Source organism: Collinsella aerofaciens (assembly GCF_005845035.1).
Classification (GTDB): domain Bacteria; phylum Actinomycetota; class Coriobacteriia; order Coriobacteriales; family Coriobacteriaceae; genus Collinsella; species Collinsella aerofaciens_I.
Window position 1 is genome coordinate 24,129 of record NZ_SPFO01000011.1, and the last position, 13,212, is coordinate 37,340.

14 protein-coding genes are annotated in these 13,212 nt (G+C 60.6%); 5 read left to right on the top strand and 9 right to left on the bottom strand.

What is annotated here, in order from left to right; translation table 11 throughout:
* Positions 1-74: 74 nt before the first annotated feature.
* The 8 genes from FGQ67_RS06350 to FGQ67_RS06385 all read right to left on the bottom strand — a co-directional run bounded on the left by FGQ67_RS06350 (position 75) and on the right by FGQ67_RS06385 (position 7,263).
* Positions 75-1,379, bottom strand: a complete 1,305-nt coding sequence (locus tag FGQ67_RS06350) for an ATP-binding protein (RefSeq protein WP_138340694.1) — start codon at positions 1,377-1,379, stop codon at positions 75-77.
* On the bottom strand, positions 1,372-3,132 hold the full coding sequence (locus FGQ67_RS06355) for a TerB N-terminal domain-containing protein (protein ID WP_249934404.1): 1,761 nt from the start codon (positions 3,130-3,132) through the stop codon (positions 1,372-1,374). The genes FGQ67_RS06350 and FGQ67_RS06355 overlap by 8 nt, the downstream gene beginning before the upstream one ends.
* Positions 3,133-3,220: 88 nt before the next feature.
* Positions 3,221-3,994: a DUF554 domain-containing protein gene (locus FGQ67_RS06360; RefSeq protein WP_249934405.1), complete on the bottom strand. Its 774-nt coding sequence runs from the start codon at positions 3,992-3,994 to the stop codon at positions 3,221-3,223.
* Between the two features lie 61 nt (positions 3,995-4,055).
* Entirely contained in the window at positions 4,056-5,486 is a 1,431-nt protein-coding gene (locus FGQ67_RS06365) for a hypothetical protein (RefSeq protein WP_138340696.1), read from the bottom strand.
* An 18-nt stretch (positions 5,487-5,504) separates the two neighbouring features.
* Complete coding sequence (locus FGQ67_RS06370) at positions 5,505-5,720, bottom strand: hypothetical protein (protein WP_138340698.1); 216 nt, start codon at positions 5,718-5,720, stop codon at positions 5,505-5,507.
* 49 nt (positions 5,721-5,769) lie between these two features.
* On the bottom strand, positions 5,770-6,369 hold the full coding sequence (locus FGQ67_RS06375) for a hypothetical protein (RefSeq protein WP_138340700.1): 600 nt from the start codon (positions 6,367-6,369) through the stop codon (positions 5,770-5,772).
* Between the two features lie 91 nt (positions 6,370-6,460).
* The gene (locus FGQ67_RS06380; RefSeq protein WP_138340702.1) at positions 6,461-6,970 is read right to left on the bottom strand and encodes a hypothetical protein; all 510 of its coding nucleotides are present in this window, start codon (positions 6,968-6,970) and stop codon (positions 6,461-6,463) included.
* Positions 6,967-7,263, bottom strand: coding sequence for a hypothetical protein (locus tag FGQ67_RS06385; protein WP_138340704.1), 297 nt, complete (start codon positions 7,261-7,263; stop codon positions 6,967-6,969). Before FGQ67_RS06385 ends, FGQ67_RS06380 begins: the two co-directional genes overlap by 4 nt.
* A gap of 346 nt (positions 7,264-7,609) precedes the next feature.
* On the opposite strand from FGQ67_RS06385, the gene FGQ67_RS06390 reads away from it, so the two are divergent.
* From FGQ67_RS06390 to FGQ67_RS06400, 3 genes are read left to right on the top strand one after another with little or no spacing between them, the layout of a single operon-like run.
* A complete protein-coding gene (locus tag FGQ67_RS06390; protein ID WP_138340706.1) occupies positions 7,610-9,211 on the top strand; it encodes an FAD-binding oxidoreductase in 1,602 nt (533 codons plus the stop codon).
* Between the two features lie 2 nt (positions 9,212-9,213).
* Entirely contained in the window at positions 9,214-10,029 is an 816-nt protein-coding gene (locus FGQ67_RS06395) for an electron transfer flavoprotein subunit beta/FixA family protein (RefSeq protein WP_138340708.1), read from the top strand.
* Complete coding sequence (locus FGQ67_RS06400; RefSeq protein ID WP_138340710.1) at positions 10,030-11,235, top strand: electron transfer flavoprotein subunit alpha; 1,206 nt, start codon at positions 10,030-10,032, stop codon at positions 11,233-11,235.
* Here FGQ67_RS06400 and FGQ67_RS06405 read toward each other — a convergent pair.
* Positions 11,232-12,044, bottom strand: coding sequence for an HD domain-containing protein (locus FGQ67_RS06405; protein WP_138340712.1), 813 nt, complete (start codon positions 12,042-12,044; stop codon positions 11,232-11,234). The two genes, FGQ67_RS06400 and FGQ67_RS06405, sit on opposite strands and share 4 nt — an antisense overlap.
* 162 nt (positions 12,045-12,206) lie before the next feature.
* Between FGQ67_RS06405 and FGQ67_RS06410 the strand changes: the two genes are divergently transcribed.
* Both FGQ67_RS06410 and FGQ67_RS06415 read left to right on the top strand, forming a co-directional pair.
* Positions 12,207-12,863, top strand: a complete 657-nt coding sequence (locus FGQ67_RS06410) for an AzlC family ABC transporter permease (protein ID WP_271735631.1) — start codon at positions 12,207-12,209, stop codon at positions 12,861-12,863.
* Complete coding sequence (locus tag FGQ67_RS06415; RefSeq protein ID WP_035137063.1) at positions 12,853-13,176, top strand: AzlD domain-containing protein; 324 nt, start codon at positions 12,853-12,855, stop codon at positions 13,174-13,176. The genes FGQ67_RS06410 and FGQ67_RS06415 overlap by 11 nt, the downstream gene beginning before the upstream one ends.
* Positions 13,177-13,212: the final 36 nt, after the last annotated feature.

Genomic DNA, 13,212 nt, shown 5'->3' on the forward strand with positions numbered 1-13,212 from the left:
TGGCTTGCTGCATTAATGCCTCGACGTTTGCCCAGATAAAACCTGCCAAAATAAACCTGTCCCTTTTTGGCAGGTTAGATGGTGAATTCGGCGAAGTTACGGTCGCCGCCTGCGGTATCGGTGTCGCCTGTTGCGGTTGCTGGCGCCAGCGCGTCACCGCCGACGCTTTGCAGCAGCTCGGCTACGTTGGCGTCGGGGTTCTGGCATAGGATGTCGAGCAGCTCGATAAAGTCACGAATAACTTCACGCGGCGTCAGATGCGTATCGGCTCCCACACGATCGAACTCGATCTTGAGGAAGTCCACCAAGTCGTTCTCGGTAAGCGTGGGCGTCCAGCCAAAGTAGCCGGCGTGAATTTGCATGAGTTTTTCGATCAGCACCAGCAGCTCCTCATAGGTGAGTGGCTGCAGGCGGATGATGGGTGCGAGCATGTCCTTAAGGTCCTCGCGCGCAAAGCGACCCTGAGCGAGCCGGCTGCGCAGAGCCTCGTAGGAGAACACGCCGCGGCGGCGGTCTTCGATGGAGGTTGGAGTGCCGCCCATGATCATGCCCAGGTACTGCGCCTTGCCCTGGAGCGTGTCGTTGTACATAGTCAGGATCTTCTCGTAGTTGTATTGGCGCGTGATCGCGTTGGGAATCTTGTACAGATTCACGAGTTCATCGATGAGCACCAGCATGCCCTTGTATCCGCTGCAGACCAAAAAGCGTGCAATGAGTTTGACGTAGTCGTACCAGTCGTCATCGCTGATGATGGTCGAGGAGCCCAGCTCGGCGCGTGCCTCGCTCTTGGTGCGGTACTCGCCGCGAATCCATTTGGTCACGCGGCTCATGGCCTCTTCGTCGCCCTCGGATACGGCCGTGCGATAGCGGCGGAGCATGCGGGTGAAGTCAAAGCCGTGGACCATCTCCTCGAGCGGGGCCAGTTGGGTATTGACGACCGACTCGTCGTCGTCGGCACACGAGGCGACCCAGCGATCCAGAATAAGGTTGAGCGCACCGCCCTCGGGGCGCGTCTTGGTCGATATATTGCGGATGAGCTCGCGGTAGGTGGCAAGGCCCTGTCCTTGACCGCCCTGCAGGCGGCGCTCGGGCGACAAGTCGGCATCAGCGACGACGAATCCCTCGCCCATGGCGTGCGTGCGGATGGTCTGGAGCAAAAAGCTCTTGCCGGCGCCGTAACGACCGACCAGAAAGCGGAAGCTCGCGCCACCGTCGGCGATGAGACTCAGATCGGTGAGCAGGGCGCGGATCTCGACCTCGCGCCCTACGGTGATGTAGGGAAGGCCGATGCGCGGGACCACGCCGCCCTTGAGCGAGTTTAGGATAACGGCGGCGACGCGTTTGGGTACGCGGGGCGCTGCGGATGCGGTATCACTCATGGTCTAGGTATCCTCTCACGTCTGCTTCGTAATCCTCGATAATTTGCGGTCCTGCCGCGCCGAATTCGATAACGGTGTCGCCCACCAGGTCAAAGAGCGCTTCGTTGATGGTATCGACGAGCATGTCCTCGCTCTGCCCCGATTGCACTACCGCCGATTCCGCCTGTACTGCGTTGTGCTCGAGCAGCGCGCGGAGATAGGCGTCTGCGGCAGGCGTGAGTTCGTTCGTGGCGTCAGCGGGCGCAACAGCTGCGAACGCGGGCGTCGGCGCGAGAAGCGGTGCCACGACACCAAACTGTTCGGTGGATATGGTTGGCTCGTCGGTCTCGTCCTGCCGAATGGGTGCCGCGACCGCCTCGACAATCGCGTCGGCTACGGGCTCGGCTTCCGGTTGCCCTGAGTCCGCTGCCTCGGCTTCCACAGGTGCGCCGTCCTCGCGCTCTTCATCGATCAAAAGCGCTTCGCGCGTTTGCGCGGCGGCGCTTCGAATGTGCCCCAGCTGACTCAGATCGATATCGATCTTGACGGGCTGGTGTGCGGCGTCCCACGAAAGCCATGCCACAATCTCGTCATCGATAATCTTGGCCAGATATTTGGGGACCTTTTCTTCCTTAAGGGGATGGGCGGGGTCCAGCGCCAGGCGCAGGCGTTGGTCGCAGGCGCGCATCATTTCACCGAGCTTGCTGCTCTTTTGCCTGCTGCCGTGGATGCGCATGCATTCCCAAAAGCCGTTTTGGCAACGGTAGATATGGATAGGATCCAGGCGATATTCGCAGTCCTCGTGGCGCTCGGGCGCAAAGAACACGGCCGAGGCAAACATGGTATAGGGCATGGCCGTCTCCTCCCCAAACAAGCTCGCCACGATACCGGTCTTTCGGTGCGTGTCATAGTAACGCGCCATACGGACATACACGGCGCATGCCACGTGGCGCAGGTCGCGATGGTGGCTGCGATCGAGTCTTGAGTTATTGAGGTTATACGTGGAGAGGGCGTTGATAGCGGCCATGAGTCGCTCCTCGCGCGCCTCGTCGGGCGGAAGGGGGAGGATCGGCTCAGAGGATTTACGACGTTTGGGGGCCTGCCCGGACGGCGCCGGTGCAGGCGCAAGGTCTCGAGCTGCGCGCCGCAGCTCGATAAGGGCGTTATCGAACATGACGGTTTTAGAGTCGCGAAGCAGCTTGGGATCGAGCCCGTGGAACACGGCGTAATCCTGCAGCCACACGCGTGCAAACCGGTCGATACCGGGCTCGAAGGCACGATAAGCATCCCAAAAGGTCTTGATCTTGCTAAAACCATCGAGCGGGCCATCTACGCCAATGCCGCAGATCAGTTCATAGAGATACAGGAAGGCAAAGGACGTAGACGTTTCTTCGACGGTTCCGCGGCGTACCCGTGCGCGCCAGGTAAAGTACCCGCGCAGCTGGCGATCGCTCATGGCGTTGTAGGTTGGGAAGTACGACTTGAACGTACCGTTATAGGGGCAATCGTCCTCAAAGTCAGCCATCAGCTGGCCTTGGCGGTAGAAAAGTTCGGCTTCCGAAAGCCAGCGTCCCGCACCGCCTTTGGGGTCATCCTGCCAGCGCGATATCTCGCGCATCTTGCGGTACTGGTCGGGAAGGAAATTCTGCATCTGACGACCGGTTTTGAGAATCGGCTCGTCTGCGTAGACTTCGTTTGAGAAACGGGCGGACTGATGGGTCCGGGCCTCGGCCATAATGCGCTCGATGAGCATCTTGATGTCCTGGTCGGCCACCGCTTCTCCTCTCCTAACGCAGCTTCGGTGACCTCATATCATAGCACAGCATCAAACAGGTGTTCGAGATGCCGCTATGTAGATAGATTTAGAACAGGAGGGCGTAGATGACGGCTATGACAACGGAGGGGAGCATATTGGCCGTGCGGAAGGTCTGGGGACGGATGAGATTGACGCCGACGCAGAAGATGAGCATAGAGCCCACGAGCGATAGGCTGTCGAGGGCGGCGGTGGTCATGATGGGGGAGAGCGCGCCGGCAAACAGCGTAATCGTTCCCTGGAACACGGCGACGGGCAGGGCCGAGAAGATGCAGCCGCGTCCGAGCGAGGCCGTCATGGTGCAAACGATGATGCAGTCCAGTGCGCCCTTGAGAGCGAGCGTGGACCAGTCGCCGAGCAGGCCGTCCTGAATCGAGCCCACGATGGCCATGGCACCGATGCACACCGTGAGCGATGTCGAGACAAAGGCGTTGGTGAACTCGTTGTCACCCTCGCTGCCGGTTTTTCGCTTGAGCCATTCGCCAAGGTTCTCGATGGCGGCCTCCAAGTTGATGGCCTCGCCGATGAGCGAGCCGAGGGCGAACGAGACAATGAGCATGGTGGTACCGGTGGTCGCCAGCGCCTTTCCATCGATAAGGAGCATCTTTTGCATGGTGCCGCCAAGGCCGATAAACAGGACGCACAGCCCCGATGCTTTCATGAGCGTGTCTTGGATGCGCGGTGTAATGAAGCGACCGCCCGCTAATCCCAAAAGACCGCCCGCAACTAAAAGCACAACGTTGATGATTGTTCCCAAGCCCGGCATGAGCCCTCCCGTATTGATGCCAACGTGGCAATCGTAGCAGAACGAAATGCGAGGCACATCGCAACCCATCTAATACGTTATATAAGTGGTATTAGGAATGATGTGCAGCATTTAAGCCTCAGGTGGTTGTCGGGACATAGGGATAGTATTCAAAGCGCAGTGTCATAAGCCGCTGCGGGGATTCAATAGCCGCGGCGATGATATTGGCATCGCGGGCACGATCAAACCCTTCGAGTTCGATCTGATACGAGACGTCTTGCATAATGTCCAGACGTCGCCAGGCTAGAAGTGTGTCGCCATCGAATTCCAGGGTCTTGCTTCCGTTTGCGGCAACGGCGTATAGACGCAGCTTGGCGGTGGTTGCAGGGTCGACAACTGTGACCTTTTTAATTTCGTTTCGAGTATTCTTGGCGCCCAACAAGGTGAGCAGTGTTGGGGCCACGACCTCGCCCGATGGCAAAAAGACGACTTCGATGGATTCAGGAAATGCGATGATAGCCGACTTGCGGACGGGCTGATTAGCGGCGGCAACTTCGATGCTTGCTGCATCGACGGTCGTCGTGTGGTCGAGTGCGGTGAGCATGCAGCAGTTACCTTCATCGATCTCTTGAGGATCAGCAAGCCCCAGACTGTCCGCGAGCTCGGGATCGTTTGGATCGTTAGCGGGCTCATTCGGTGCTTCGAGAGAAGCTGGGATGCTGTTTGTCGGCGACGGCGTGTCGCCCGCACCTGCTTCTTTGTCCGCGCTCTCTTCTTGTATGGTTGCGTTGATGGGTTCGTCGTTTGAGGGGAGCGTCTTGGCGTCAAGCGCGGAGGGAAGAATTCCGATGGCTCCGGATCCGTTCCACTCCATTTCGAGAAGCGCCGGATCGGCAAGAATGCGTTGCCTGCTTTGCGCGTGGGCATCGATTTCAATAGGGCCTGTCTCTATTCCTCGTGTAAGGCTGAGTGATCCGGCTGGCTTCTCGAAATGAGCGTCTGTGTCTTTGGCGCTGACGGCGTAGAACAGCAGGGACGCTTCTCCCGCCGCGATGGCATCGGTGCCGGCTTTGGTCAGCCGCAACGATGCCGTGAATGAGAGGGTGGGCTGCGCATCGTCTGCATTCGCGGCGGCGCAGCCCAGACATATACCGCCTCCTTTCTCAAAAAACGTACCGTCGAAGGCGACCTTCGCTCCGTTCGCCGAGTCATCGACCGAAGCGATGTCGATGCGCAGCTCTAAATTGCATGGATCGCCATCCGCATCGAGCACAACCGAGCGCCACGTGCAGACGGCGCACCCCGCCTGGGAGCCGTTTGCCTTGTTCGAACGCTTGATATCCACGACTATCGAGCCGTCCGTATTACGACGAAGGCATCCCGAGGTTGAGATCGCGGCCTGTGCGATCGAAAAACGCTCGCACGCAATGGTGCTCGACGGATTTGGAGCGGAACTTAGGGCTGCTGGTAAGGAGCCTGCCATGACGGGAGTCGCCCAAGCGGCGACAGGCGTTCCGGTTGCGAGTGCGCCGCAGAGTGCGACGACGGGCAAAAGGTTCTTCGATGCCATGGGGTCTCCTTAGCTAATTTAGTGCGGCCTGTCCATGTTTTGTTTCTGGCTGCGTTTGATGTGCAGACCGAGGCCGGCCGTTCCTGCGCCTGCTGCTGTGGCGCCTGCTGCCAAGAGCCATCGTCTGTCGCCTGTCTGCGCCAACGGTTCCTCGCGGTCGCCGCGGTCGAGCTCCGAGAGGTCGACCGTCACTTGCGTGGCGGCCTGCGCCTGTTCTTGCTGGGCAAAGGCCATGGCTGGCCCAAACGCTAAGATGCTGACGGCGGCGGCCAGGGCGACGGCCTTATGCCGCGTGCGCACCGGGCTCGACCGTCCAGGTGATCGTCGCAACCTGATCGCCTTCGCCGGTTACGCGGAAGATGTCGCGCGTGACGCGGGCGACGTTTCCGCTTGTCTTGAGCTTGATTTTGTCCGTGCCGCCGGCAATGCCCTGGTAGCCCATGTCGAAGGCTGCATTCTTGGAAAGATCGAGGCCCGTCCCCTGCATTGCGGCGCTGGCGTTCTGGAGTGCGCCGTCGGGGCCAACCTTAAAGTCGATGGAGTTCTGCGCGGTTCCGGCCTTGGCGTCGGCGGCAATGGTCCAGGTGTTCATGGCATCGATCTTCATGTTGGTGACATGGATGCCGTAGGCCGAATGATTGTCGATGGTGGTCGCGTCTTCTGAGGGGCCCTGAAGCGTGCCGTCGGCCTTGGCGACGAAGGGAATAACCGTCGGAACTTTGAACTCAACGTTGTCGATCTCGGTCCTGACCATTACCTTCGTGGTTCCAACGCGCCCGGCTGCCATAGCTGGCGTCGGGGCGGCGCCCATTGCGAGCGCGAGCGCGAGCCCTGCGCCCACGACGAGCGCTCTGGCTCCGTTCATGTTCCTGGTGATGTCCATGGTCGTTCCTTTCTATTCGCCGCGGGGCCGTCCCCGCGATGATTGGACGAATGCTGGTGAATTGCGCGCGGTGTCGCGTCGGCCGGAAAAGCTAGTTCTCGGCTTGCTCAACCCGTACCTTGACACGTGTCGGATTGCCGTGGCTGTCGAGGGTCTTGGCATCGAGTGCCTGGATCTCGATGTACGCCTCGCCTTCTTTGATGTCGCCGGCGGGGCACGTCTCGATTGTCTTGCCGGTCTCGACCACGCCGGATTCGTACATGGTCTCGTCGTTTTGGATGACGCGGAATCGCTGGGGAAATTTATTGTCTTGGACGTTTTGCACGTTGACGCGCAGCTTGCCGTCCTCCTGCAGCTGAGCGACCGGCGCGACCGAAATCGTCATCATGTTGTCGCGGACGATGGCGTCGAGCTCATCTTGGATTTCCTGACGCGTTTTGCCCTCGGCCGTCGTGACTGAGGCGCCCGCCTCGGGTACGGGCTGCGACTGCCAAGCGTATAGTCCTACGGCGACAAGGGCGCAGATGATGGCCAAGCAGGCAACGATGAGCTTCTTGCGATGCCCCAGGCCTGCAAAGTGGGGTGGCCTCTTCGCGCTCATGCGGCATCCTTGGCGGTATAGACGCGCGCAAAGGTGGACGGGTCCGCTCCAAAGAGCATGTGAAGCATCAGGCGGCGCGAGTAGACGAGCTCTTCGAAGTCGGGAGGGAGCTCGATGTCGTGGATATGCGCGATATGGTGGGCGAGCGCCGAGAACGACTCGGGGTCGCAGATCACATCGGTGGTAACGTGGTAGACCGCCGTATCGGGGAATGCCTCTTCGTCGAAAGGCAGGAGATGGGGATCGTCGTCGACTTCGATGGCGATGCCGTACTGGGGCCAGTAATATGCCATGGGAACCTCCCTGCTTCTGGGGCCAAAACTTCTGTCGGTTTTGGCTGTCGATGCCGACGGTATCAGCCGCTACTTGACCAATTGCTGACCAAATGCTTGACGGATTGGTGTCTCCGCAGGTAAAAGGCGGCAAAAAATACTCCAACTTTTTTCGAGTGACAATCGCGCGGTCGGCGACGGCGGGGCCATATGTGTCAAAAGCATCGTCTGCCGAGGAAATCAAGCCGCTCGCCGAATTGCACGAACGTAAAAATCGCCAATTATGGAGACGGTCTCGAACACGTCGACGAAACGATGCGGTAACATCTCCCTGCAAACACTGTAGTTAGCTAAAGGGGGAGTTCGCGTGTCTGCAACCATCAAACCCTTCACCGACGAGTTCGAAGAGTATGGTCGCGATGAGTCTCGCGCATCGGGCGAGGCCTCGAGCATCTCGTTTCCGACAACGGAAGACGAGGTCCGTGCCATTTTGGAAAAGCTCCATGCCGAGCGTGTCCCGGTAACGGTTCAGGGCGCCCGAACCGGCCTTGCCGCCGGTGCCGTGCCCCACGGCGGGCATATCCTCAATACTTCCCGTATGAATCGCTACTTGGGCCTTCGCCGCGATGAACAAGGCCAATTTCTGCTGCGCGTGGAGCCGGGCGTTGTGCTCTCGGAGCTGCGCAAGCAGCTGAGCAAGAAGGTGCTGCCGACTGCTGGTTGGGACCAGGCATCGCTTGAGGCCTACGAGGAGTTCCAAGAGGCCCCCGAGCAGTTCTTTCCCACCGATCCCACCGAGGCGTCTGCCTGTCTGGGCGGCATGGCGGCATGTAACGCCTCCGGTGCCCGCAGCTACGCCTACGGTCCCATGCGCCCACATATCACGGGACTCCACGTCGCGCTGGCTGATGGCGATTTGCTTGAGCTTCAGCGCGGCGAGGCTTTTGCCCAGGGCCGCCACCTGTCGCTCGTGACGGCAGCGGGCTGTACGCTCGAGCTCGATCTTCCCGGCTATACCATGCCCAAGACAAAAAATGCCTCAGGCTATTTCGTCGCTGACGATATGGATGCCATCGATCTGTTTATCGGTGCGTGTGGCACACTCGGCGTCATCACCGAGCTCGAGATTGCCCTGCAGGCGGCGCCTGCGGTCGTTTGGGGCGTGAGCTGCTTCTTTGACAGCGAAGACAAGGCTGTGTCCTTCACCGATTCTGTGCGTCCCGTCCTCTCCCACGCGGCTGCCATCGAATATTTCGATGCGGGCGCTCTGGATATCCTGCGTCGTCAGCGCGAGCAGTCGACGGCGTTTGCCTCGCTGCCGGCGCTCGACAAAGAGGCCATGGTCTGTGTCTACGTGGAGCTCGACTGCGATGACGAGGCCCAGGCGACCGAGGAACTGTACCACCTGGGATGGGTGCTCGAGTTTGCGGGCGGCCGCGACGATGCGACATGGGTCGCGCGCACCGAGGTTGATCGCGAGTGCCAGCGGTTCTTCCGCCATGCGGTCCCCGAGAGCGTCAATATGCTTATCGACGAGCGTCGCCGCACGGATCCCACCATTACCAAACTGGGATCGGACATGTCGGTGCCCAACGCGTGCCTTGCCGATGTCGTTGCGCTCTATCGCCGCACACTGGCCGAAAGCGGGCTTGAATCTGCTGCTTGGGGGCACATCGGTAACAACCATCTGCATGTGAACATTCTGCCGCGCGATGCGCAGGACTACCGTCGCGGTGGCGAGCTGTTTGCCCAGTGGGCTGCGGAGGTAACGGCTATGGGCGGTGCCGTTTCTGCCGAGCACGGCGTCGGCAAGATCAAAGCGGGCTTCTTAGAGACGATGTACGGTCACGAGGCCATGGTCGAGTCGGCGCGGCTCAAGCTCCAGCTCGATCCCGACGGGCAGCTGGGTCGCGGCAACCTGTTTTCGGAGAAGCTCTTGGATGAGCTCGTCCAGAAAGGGGGCGCGTGAAGATGAGCGATTTCCATATGGCGGTGTGCGTCAAGGCCGTGCCGGGCAGCACCGAGGTCAAGATGGACCCCAAGACCAATACCATCGTGCGCGATGGCAAGCAGGCGGTCATTAATCCCTTTGATGCGAGCGCTTTGGAATGCGCGCTGGCGCTGAAGGACGACTTTATCGGCTTTGGCATGGATGTGCGCGTGACGGTGGTGTCGATGGGCATCCCCGCGACCGAGTCGCTGCTGCGCGACTGCATCGCTCGAGGCGCCGACGACGCGCTGCTGCTGACCGATCGCGCCTTTGCAGGTGCCGATACCCTGGCGACCACCTATGCTCTCAAATGCGGCATCGAGGTGCTCGACGAGGACTTCGACCTGCTCATCTGCGGCAAGATGGCGGTGGATGGCGATACGGCCCAGATTGGTCCCGAGCTCGCCGGTGCCTTTGAGATTCCCTGCGTGACCGACGTGAGCTGCGTGCAAAGCGCGGGCTTTACGACGTGTGGCTCGCTGGCGCTCGTTCACGGATGCGATGCCGGCGAGGAGACGGTGTGTCTTGAGATGCCGTGCGCGATGACGACTGCCAAGGAGATTGGCCAGTTGCGTATGCCGAGTATTGCCGGTATTCGCGCGGCGGAGGAGGCGGACGTGTGCGTGGTCAGTGCCGCTGACGTGAACGCCGACCCCGCGCGTTGCGGTCTTGCCGGGTCGCCGACACAGGTCGTGCGCTCGTTTGTGCCCGACCGTGACCAAACGTGCGAGGCCGTTGAGGGGACGGCGTCCGAGCAGGCGGTAGAACTTGCCAAGATTATCGAGGGGATGGCATAGATGAGCGGACTGATTATCGATAGCGAAGCCTGTATCGGCTGCGGTCGCTGCGTTCGCGCCTGCGCCTCGGGCGGCATTGTGGTGGAGGGCGAGCGTCCCAATCGCTGCGCCCGCGTGACCGAAGGCTGCATCTTGTGCGGCGGGTGCGTCGATGCCTGTCCCGTCAACGCTATCTCGATCGAGCGAGACGAAGCTGCCGGCGCGGCAGACCTTGATGCATATCGAGACATTTGGGTATTCGCGCAGACCGACGAGCACGATACGGTGAATCCCGTTGCCTATGAGCTCATGGGCAAGGGCCGCGAGCTTGCCGATGCTCGTGGCTGCCGTCTGGTGGCACTGGCCGGCATGGGCCCCGAGGGTTCTCTCGGCGACCTGGAGCATCTGGTTTGCGCGGGCGCCGACGAAGTCCTGGCCTGTCGCGACGAGCGCCTGCGCCAAAACGATGCGGAGGTCTACGCCCGCTTGATCTGCGATTTGGTAGCCGAACGCAAACCCGAGGCCATCCTATACGGTGCGACCGCTTTTGGCCGCGAACTGGCACCCGGCGTTGCCGTGCGCTTGCAGACGGGCCTTACGGCTGACTGCACCGTACTTTCGATGGATACGGAGACGGGACTGCTGCAACAGACGCGTCCGGCGTTTGGCGGCAACCTAATGGCCACCATCGTCTGCCCCAATCATCGTCCCCAGATGGCAACGGTTCGTCCCGGCATCTTTAAGGCGCCCGACTTTGACTACGGCCGCTCCGGCACGATCACCCAGATATCGCTTGCGGATGATGCTAAGGCTCGTGTCGAGATCTCGATTCCCGCCGAGGAGTGGGGGCAGCAGGCCTCGATCGCCGATGCCGAGCGCTTGGTCGTGGTGGGCCGCGGCATTGGCTCCAAGAAGAATCTGCCCCTGATGCGAAGGCTCGCCGAGGCTCTGGGAGCCGAGCTTGGTTGCACGCGACCTGTCGTGGAGGCCGGCTGGTTGGAGTATCGCCATCAGATTGGCCAGACCGGCGTATCGGTTTCGCCCAAGCTTCTCGTGAGTATCGGTGTTTCGGGCGCCATCCAGCATCTTGCCGGCATCGGTGGGGCGGAGTGCATTATCGCCATCAACGAGGACCCGGATGCCCCCATTTTTGGTGCTGCCCAGTACAAGGTTGTTGGGGACGCCGTCGAGGTCGTCGAGGAGCTGCTGGCCCAGCTTGAGCGCTAGGCGCTTGCTAACCAGTCGCGCATCTCGTCCTTTAGGCGGCTCCAGGTTGCCTGCGTGGCGGGGTCGGTAAAGGGCTGTGTAATGCCAAAGGGCGCGTCGAGCAGGCGGTGGATATCGCCCTGTTCGCGCGCCAGCGCGCGGCTTGCTGGATAGACGAGCTCAAACATAAAGCAGATGAGTCCCACCAGGTAGTCTGCGGGCTCGTTGCGTTCATCGCGTGCGACGCAGCGGTGCTCGTCAAAGGCGGCAAGTGTCGGCGACGAGAAACGACTGCCGAGAAACGTCTTCTCGTCCACCTTAAGGATGGTGTCGACGGTGCTGTCGGCGATGGTGCGCATAATGTCGATCTTGTCACCATCGCGCACGATATCGCAGAAGCTTCGCGTGCGCACGTCGAGCTGCGCGGGTAGACGGAAATCGCTGTGATAGGCAATGCTCGTTCGGATGAGCTCATCTTCTGCCGGGTCATCGATAAAGTCGCGGATGCTTGTTACGGCGGGTGCATCGGCGGGATTCTCGCCAAAGAGGACCTCGATGCCCAGCGCCGCATGGCTCATGCTCTCGGCGTCCTTAAAGGTGTCCCAGCGTCGCAGCTGCTCAAAGCGGCCCATATCGTGTAGCAGGCCGCAAAGCCATGCCAGGTCAATATCTTCTGACGACCAGCCCTGCTCGCGCGCTACGGCATCGCATGCCTCGGCCACGTGGTACGTATGCTCGATTTTGAGCGCGATGCGTGGGTTGGCGGCATCATAGGCATCGGTGTAGCTTTTGAAGGCCGCGCGCGCCCGGTCTCGATCGATAGCTGTCATAATGACTTCCTAAAAAGTTGTGTCTTTCGATCCGGTGGCAATTGTAGGTGAACTCGGTTGCTGTCGGATGATGATTCTGCCGTGTCGCTACATGCGGTTCGGAGACCTTGTCAGGATGAGAAGCGTATGGTGCTCAAAATCGTTAGAACCGTCTGGCCAGTGATGCTTACCTATGTTGCAATAGGCGCGCCGTGCGGAATGATCATGGGGCAGACGGGAATGGAACCCTGGATGGTCTTTGCCCTGAGCAGCACGTTTGTGACGGGCAGCGGCCAGTTTATGATCTGCAACCTTTGGCTGGCGGGCGTACCGGCACCTTCGATTATCGCGAGCGTTGCCGCCATCTCCTCGCGCTTTGCGCTTTACTCGGCATCGATCGCGCCGCATCTGAGGGGTGCTTCGAAGCGTCAGACGCTGGCTGTTGCCGCGACACTTACCGAGGAGGCATATGGCATCTCGCTTGCCAAGCTGATTGAGGGGGAGGATTGGGGCCCGCGCGAGTCCTTTGTGCTCAATGCGATCCTCATCGCAACATGGGGCGTTTCGTGTACGATGGGTGCCATCGTCGGCGCCGTTGTCGATGTTCCCACCGCCATTGCAGCCTTTGTCTGCACTTCGCTCTTTATCTGCCTGCTCTTTTCGCAGCGGCTGTCGCGCGGCAACGTTGTCGCGGCGGTTTCGGGCGCGGTATCCGTCGCCGTATGCAAGTTCTTGGGCCTCGCGAATATTGCCGTGCCGGCAAGCGTCGTGGTCGGCATTGCCATTGCGCTGGCGTGCGATGCTGTATTTGACGGAAGAGGTGCCCGCGATGCCCGTTAACGAGTTCTTGGTTCTGTGGCTGTCGTCGTGGGCTGCTATCGCGTTCTTTCGCATCGCGCCGGCGTTCGCCTTGCGCGGGCGGACCCTGTCGCCCCGCATTACCGAGGCCCTGGGCTATATCCCGCCCGCTGCCTTTGCCGCGCTGGTCGCCAACGACTTGGTGAGCCCCGGCGCGTTCGACGCGGGACTCTGGCCTGCCTTGGTTCCCTGGATTGCGGCCGCCGGCGTCGTGGTCGTGGCGGTCAAGACAAAATCGATGCTGTGGTGCTGCGTCTCGGGCATCGTACTCTATATTGTCTTGAGTCTTATATAGGGCTGGCGTCGCGGGCGCCGAATCTCGTTCCATCCC

Bases quoted from the DNA above. Each gene is read 5' to 3' on its own strand.
- FGQ67_RS06395 (WP_138340708.1), top strand. From the start codon at position 9,214: ATGAGCGATTTCCATATGGCGGTGTGCGTCAAGGCCGTGCCGGGCAGC.
- FGQ67_RS06415 (WP_035137063.1), top strand. From the start codon at position 12,853: ATGCCCGTTAACGAGTTCTTGGTTCTGTGGCTGTCGTCGTGGGCTGCT.
- FGQ67_RS06405 (WP_138340712.1), bottom strand. From the start codon at position 12,044: ATGACAGCTATCGATCGAGACCGGGCGCGCGCGGCCTTCAAAAGCTAC.
- FGQ67_RS06410 (WP_271735631.1), top strand. From the start codon at position 12,207: ATGCTTACCTATGTTGCAATAGGCGCGCCGTGCGGAATGATCATGGGG.
- FGQ67_RS06380 (WP_138340702.1), bottom strand. From the start codon at position 6,970: ATGAGCGCGAAGAGGCCACCCCACTTTGCAGGCCTGGGGCATCGCAAG.
- FGQ67_RS06350 (WP_138340694.1), bottom strand. From the start codon at position 1,379: ATGAGTGATACCGCATCCGCAGCGCCCCGCGTACCCAAACGCGTCGCC.
- FGQ67_RS06370 (WP_138340698.1), bottom strand. From the start codon at position 5,720: ATGGCCTTTGCCCAGCAAGAACAGGCGCAGGCCGCCACGCAAGTGACG.
- FGQ67_RS06375 (WP_138340700.1), bottom strand. From the start codon at position 6,369: ATGGACATCACCAGGAACATGAACGGAGCCAGAGCGCTCGTCGTGGGC.
- FGQ67_RS06365 (WP_138340696.1), bottom strand. From the start codon at position 5,486: ATGGCATCGAAGAACCTTTTGCCCGTCGTCGCACTCTGCGGCGCACTC.
- FGQ67_RS06385 (WP_138340704.1), bottom strand. From the start codon at position 7,263: ATGGCATATTACTGGCCCCAGTACGGCATCGCCATCGAAGTCGACGAC.
- FGQ67_RS06400 (WP_138340710.1), top strand. From the start codon at position 10,030: ATGAGCGGACTGATTATCGATAGCGAAGCCTGTATCGGCTGCGGTCGC.